Source organism: Polaromonas sp. (assembly GCF_029945895.1).
Lineage (GTDB): Bacteria > Pseudomonadota > Gammaproteobacteria > Burkholderiales > Burkholderiaceae_C > Polaromonas.
On record NZ_JAQSDL010000118.1, the window covers coordinates 1,905 to 7,040 of the forward strand.

Annotated in this window: 4 protein-coding genes; all 4 read right to left on the reverse strand. The window is 62.9% G+C overall.

All coding sequences use genetic code 11. From position 1 onward, the window contains the following. Positions 1-788, reverse strand: a 788-nt coding sequence (truB, locus tag PSV33_RS18830) for a tRNA pseudouridine(55) synthase TruB (RefSeq protein WP_300564152.1), incomplete at its 3' end; no start/stop codon positions are given. An 89-nt stretch (positions 789-877) separates the two neighbouring features. Next, positions 878-1,246, reverse strand: a complete 369-nt coding sequence (rbfA, locus tag PSV33_RS18835; protein WP_077594385.1) for a 30S ribosome-binding factor RbfA — start codon at positions 1,244-1,246, stop codon at positions 878-880. Positions 1,247-1,305: 59 nt separating this feature from the next. Further along, positions 1,306-4,203 carry a translation initiation factor IF-2 gene (infB, locus tag PSV33_RS18840; protein ID WP_300564154.1) on the reverse strand — a complete coding sequence of 966 codons (2,898 nt, stop codon included), beginning with the start codon at positions 4,201-4,203 and terminating at the stop codon, positions 1,306-1,308. Between the two features lie 27 nt (positions 4,204-4,230). After that, a partial coding sequence (locus PSV33_RS18845; RefSeq protein WP_300564157.1) for a transcription termination/antitermination protein NusA occupies positions 4,231-5,136 on the reverse strand: 906 nt, incomplete at its 5' end.

A 5,136-nucleotide genomic window follows, 5' to 3' on the forward strand; every position in this document is an offset into this window, starting at 1 on the left:
CGCCCTGCATCATCGGCGCCCAATGTGACAGACGGAAAAGCGGCCACCAGCGACTGCACCGGCAGCAGACAGGCCTCACGTTCGGCCTCGCTCATGGCTTCGAGCGCAGGCAGGCTCACGCACTGGCCGTCGGTGTAACCGCCGGTCTCCAGGCGCCGCAGCGAGCCGAGGTGGGCGCCGCAGCCGATGGCCTCGCCGATGTCTTCCCCGAGCGTGCGGATGTAGGTGCCCTTGCTGCACGAAACTATGATTTTGATAGCTGCTGGCGCCCGTGGGTCATGGGCTGGAGCCATATTCAGCTTGTAAATGGTGACATGGCGCGCGTCCCGTTCGACTTCCTCGCCCTTGCGCGCGTACTCGTACAGCGCCTTGCCGTCCTTCTTCAGGGCCGAATACATGGGCGGCACCTGGGTTTGCGGCCCGGTGAAGCGACGCGTCATCTCATCCAGCAATTCGGGCGTGACGGCTGGCACCGGACGGGTTTCAATCACCTCACCTTCGGCATCGGCGGTGCTGGTTTTCTGGCCCAGCAGCAGCACGGCTTCGTAGGTCTTGTCGGCGTCGAGCTGCAGCTGGCTGAACTTGGTGGCCGCACCGAAACACAGGGGCAACACACCGGTCGCCAGCGGGTCCAGCGTGCCGGTATGGCCGGCCTTGTCCGCGCGCAGCAGCCACTTCGCTTTCTGCAAGGCCTGATTGCTCGACAGGCCCAGCGGCTTGTCGAGCAGCAACACGCCATGCACGGGACGGCGCTGTATCTTTTGGCGATGAGGAGAAGTTTGCGTCATAAATTCCGACAGGCTCGACGCGCGGGCAAGCCCGGCGTTTCGTTGGCACCGTTGTCCCTGAACCTGTCATCAAGGGAAACGGCGCGAACTCAATCGTCCTGGGCGCGGGAGGAAACCGCCTTGGCAATCAGGGCGTTCATGTCGGCCGCACGTTCGGTCGTGCGGTCAAACTGGAAATGCAGGGTCGGCACCGTGTGGATCATCAGCTTCTTGAACAGGCCGTTGCGCAGAAAGCCCGCGGCCTGGTTCAGCGCTGTTTCGCACTCTTTCGGGTCACCGATCAGCACGCTGAAAAACACCTTGGCATGCGCATAGTCGGGCGTCACCTCGACGGCCTGGATGGTCACCATCCCGACCCGCGGGTCTTTGAGTTCGCGCGCGATCAGCTCCGTCAGATCGCGCTGGATCTGGTCGGCAACGCGAAAACCGCGATTCGGGGTGGATGATTTTTTACGCATGGGTGAGTAAGCCTGCCGGTCGGCGGGCTGCCCTTTCGGGACAGCCTGCCTTGCGGCGATCAGGCCTCCAGTGTCCTGGCCACTTCACGGATTTCAAAGAACTCCAGCATGTCGCCAACCTGGATGTCGTTGTAGCCCTTGACGTTCAAGCCGCACTCGAAGCCTTCCTTGACCTCTTTCGCATCGTCCTTGAAACGCTTGAGCGAGTCGAGTTCACCGGTGAAGATGACGATGTTTTCACGCAGCAGGCGCAGGCGCGCGCTGCGGCGAACCACACCGGCGGTGACCATACAGCCGGCAATCGAGCCGATCTTGCTGACCTTGAACACCTGGCGAATCTCGGCCGTACCGATGACTTCTTCCTTCTTGTCCGGTGTCAGCATGCCCGACATGGCAGCGCGCAACTCGTCCACAGCGTCATAAATGATGTTGTAGTAACGAAGGTCCACACCGTTGTTTTCGGCCAGCTTGCGGGCCTGGGCATCGGCGCGGGTGTTGAACCCGATCACCACGGCCTTGGAGGCAATGGCCAGATTGACGTCGGACTCGGAAATACCGCCAACACCGGAGTAGACCAGCTGCACCTTGACCTCGTCGGTCGACAGCTTGAGCAGCGACTGCGCCAGTGCCTCCTGCGAACCCTGCACATCGGCCTTGATGATGATCGGAAGCATCTTGACCTCGCCGGCGCCGATGTCGGAGAACATGTTCTCCAGCTTGGCAGCCTGCTGCTTGGCCAGCTTGGTGTTGCGGAACTTGCCGGCACGGTAGGTGGCAATTTCACGGGCGCGACGTTCGTCGAGCATGACCATGAATTCGTCACCGGCCTGTGGCACTTCCGTCAGACCCTGGATTTCCACCGGAATCGACGGGCCCGCCGTCTTGATCGGCTTGCCGTTCTCGTCCAGCATGGCGCGCACGCGGCCAAAGGTGGAACCGGCCAGCACCACGTCGCCGGCCTTGAGCGTGCCGGACTGAACCAGCACGGTCGCCACCGGGCCACGGCCCTTGTCAAGGCGGGCTTCGATCACCAGGCCCTTGGCCAGTGCATCGACCGGCGCCTTGAGTTCCAGCACTTCGGCCTGCAGCAGCACCTGCTCCAGCAGGGCATCGATGCCGGCGCCGGTATGGGCCGACACGCCGACAAAGGGAACGTCGCCGCCGAACTCTTCAGGAATCACTTCTTCAGTGACCAGTTCGCCCTTGACGCGCTCCATGTTGATACCTGGCTTGTCGATCTTGTTGATCGCCACGACGATAGGCACCCCGGCCGCTTTCGCATGTTTGATGGCTTCCCGGGTCTGCGGCATGACGCCGTCGTCGGCTGCCACCACCAGGATCACGATGTCGGTGGCCTGGGCGCCACGGGCACGCATGGCGGTAAACGCTTCGTGGCCCGGCGTGTCCAGGAAGGACACCATGCCGCGCGGGGTTTCCACGTGGTAGGCGCCGATGTGCTGGGTGATGCCGCCAGCTTCGCCGGAGGCCACTTTGGCGGTGCGGATGTAGTCAAGCAGCGAGGTCTTGCCGTGGTCGACGTGACCCATGACGGTCACGACCGGTGCGCGAGGCAGCAACTCGGCCTGCTGGCCCTGGACGTCCTCGTCGGCAAAAGCTTCCGGATCGTCCAGCGAGGCAGTGACGGCCTTGTGGCCCATCTCTTCCACGACGATCATCGCGGTGTCCTGGTCCAGCGGCTGGTTGATGGTGACCATCTGGCCCAGCTTCATGAGGTGCTTGATGACCTCGGACGACTTCACGCTCATCTTGTGGGCGAGTTCGGCCACCGTGATGGTCTCCGGCACATGCACCTCGATGACCTTGAACTCGGTCGGCGCCACAAAGCTGGACTCGGAACGCGAATCGCGGTCCGACGTGCGACGGCCGCGCGGCCCACCACGGAAATTGCCACGACCCGGCACGACTGGCGCGCCGCGGGTCTTGATCTCGCCTTTTTTCTTGGCGGCGTCGTCTTTCCAGGTCGAAGACAGGTTCTCAGACTTGACTTCCTTCTTGCCCGCGGCACCCGCTACCGCACCTGGCGCAGCCGGCTTCGCAGCGCCCGGCACGACGGCAGGCTTGTGCAGCGTGCCCTTGATGACGGCTTTGGGGTCGACGTGCGGCACCAGAACACGCTTGGGCGCGTTCATCATGGCGCGAATGCCGGCGGCCTCCGCCTCGGCTTTCTTGCGGCGGTCCTGCAGGTCCTGCGCCTTCACGGCGTCGGCCTGGAACTCGGCCGTGGCCTTGGCCTTGGCCGCAGCCTGGGCGGCACTGGCGTCGGCGGCTTTCGAAGCAGCCAGTGCTACGGCAGCACTGTCCGGCTCTGCAGGCGCTTGCGCGGCCGCAGCCTTGGCAGGAATGATCTTGCCGATGGTGGGTTTTTCCAGCTTCCTGGCAGCCTCGGCGACTTGCGCAGCAGCCAGCGCACTTTGCTCGGCGGCCTGGCGCTCATTTTCAACGGCCTGGTCCCTGGCGTCCTGCTCTTCACGCAGACGGCGTTTTTCGGTCAGTTCTTCTTCCTGCCGGCGCAGAAGTTCGGCGTGGCGACTGGCTTCTTCCTCGCGGCGAACCAGTTCGGCATTGTCAATCACCGGCACTTCAGGCGCGGCAGGCGGCACGGGCACTTCTTCAACAGGCTGTTCCGAACCTTCATCGCGCTTGATGAACGTGCGTTTTTTGCGCACCTCGACCTGGATGGTCCGGGCGCGCCCGGTGGCATCGGCCTGCTTGATTTCGGTGGTCGATTTCTTGACCAGCGTGATTTTCTTGCGCTCGGCACTGGCGGTGCCGTGGGCCGCCTGCAGGTAGCTCAACAGCTTCTGCTTGTCGGCCTCCGACAGGGGATCCGAGGCCTGCGCCTTGGCAACACCGGCACTGGTCAATTGCTCGATCAGGGTGGCGGTGGGTTTATTCAGTTCAGCTGCGAATTCAGCGACGGTAGTGGTACTGGACATATGTTTTTTTCCTGCTGGCCTCCATGATCATTGCTCTTGGGCCGTTGCCGGCGCGGCGGGCTCTGCAGCCTCATTGGCAAACCAGTGCGCGCGTGCGGTCATGATCAGGGCTTTGGCTTCGTCCGCAGACTGGCCGGTGATATCGGTTAATTCGTCGACGGCCAGATCGGCCAGGTCGTCACGGGTGCTCACACCCGCCTCAGTCAATTTGGCAATCAGTTCGGGCGTCAGGCCTTCGACATCGCGCAGGTTCTGCGAAACGCCCTCGACGTCTTCTTCCCTGGCGATTTCCATCGTCAGCAAAGCGTCCTTGGCGCGTGTGCGCAGTTCGTTGACCGTATCCTCGTCGAAGGACTCGATCTCCAGCATTTCCTGAAGCGGCACATAGGCGACTTCTTCCAGGCTGGTGAAGCCTTCGGAGATCAGGATGTCGGCGATTTCCTCGTCCACATCGAGCTTTTCCATGAACAGCTTGCGGCTGGTGTCGGTCTCGGTCGCCTGCTTCTCGGCAGACTCGTCGGCCGTCATGATGTTGATCTTCCAGCCGGTCAGTTCTGCGGCAAGGCGCACGTTCTGCCCGCCACGGCCGATCGAGATGGCCAGGTTTTCCTCGTCCACCACGACATCCATGGCGTGACGCTCTTCGTCCACCACGATGGACGAGACGTTGGCCGGTGCCAGCGCACCGATCACGAACTGGGCCGGGTCCTCGCTCCACAGCACGATGTCGACACGTTCGCCGGCAAGCTCGTTGGTCACGCCGTTGACACGGGTGCCGCGCACGCCGACGCAGGTGCCGATCGGGTCGACGCGTTTGTCATGCGACAGCACGGCAATCTTGGCTCGCGAACCAGGGTCGCGGGCGCAGGACTTGATCTCCAGCAGGCCCTGCTCGATCTCGGGCACTTCCTGGCGGAACAGCTCGATCATGAA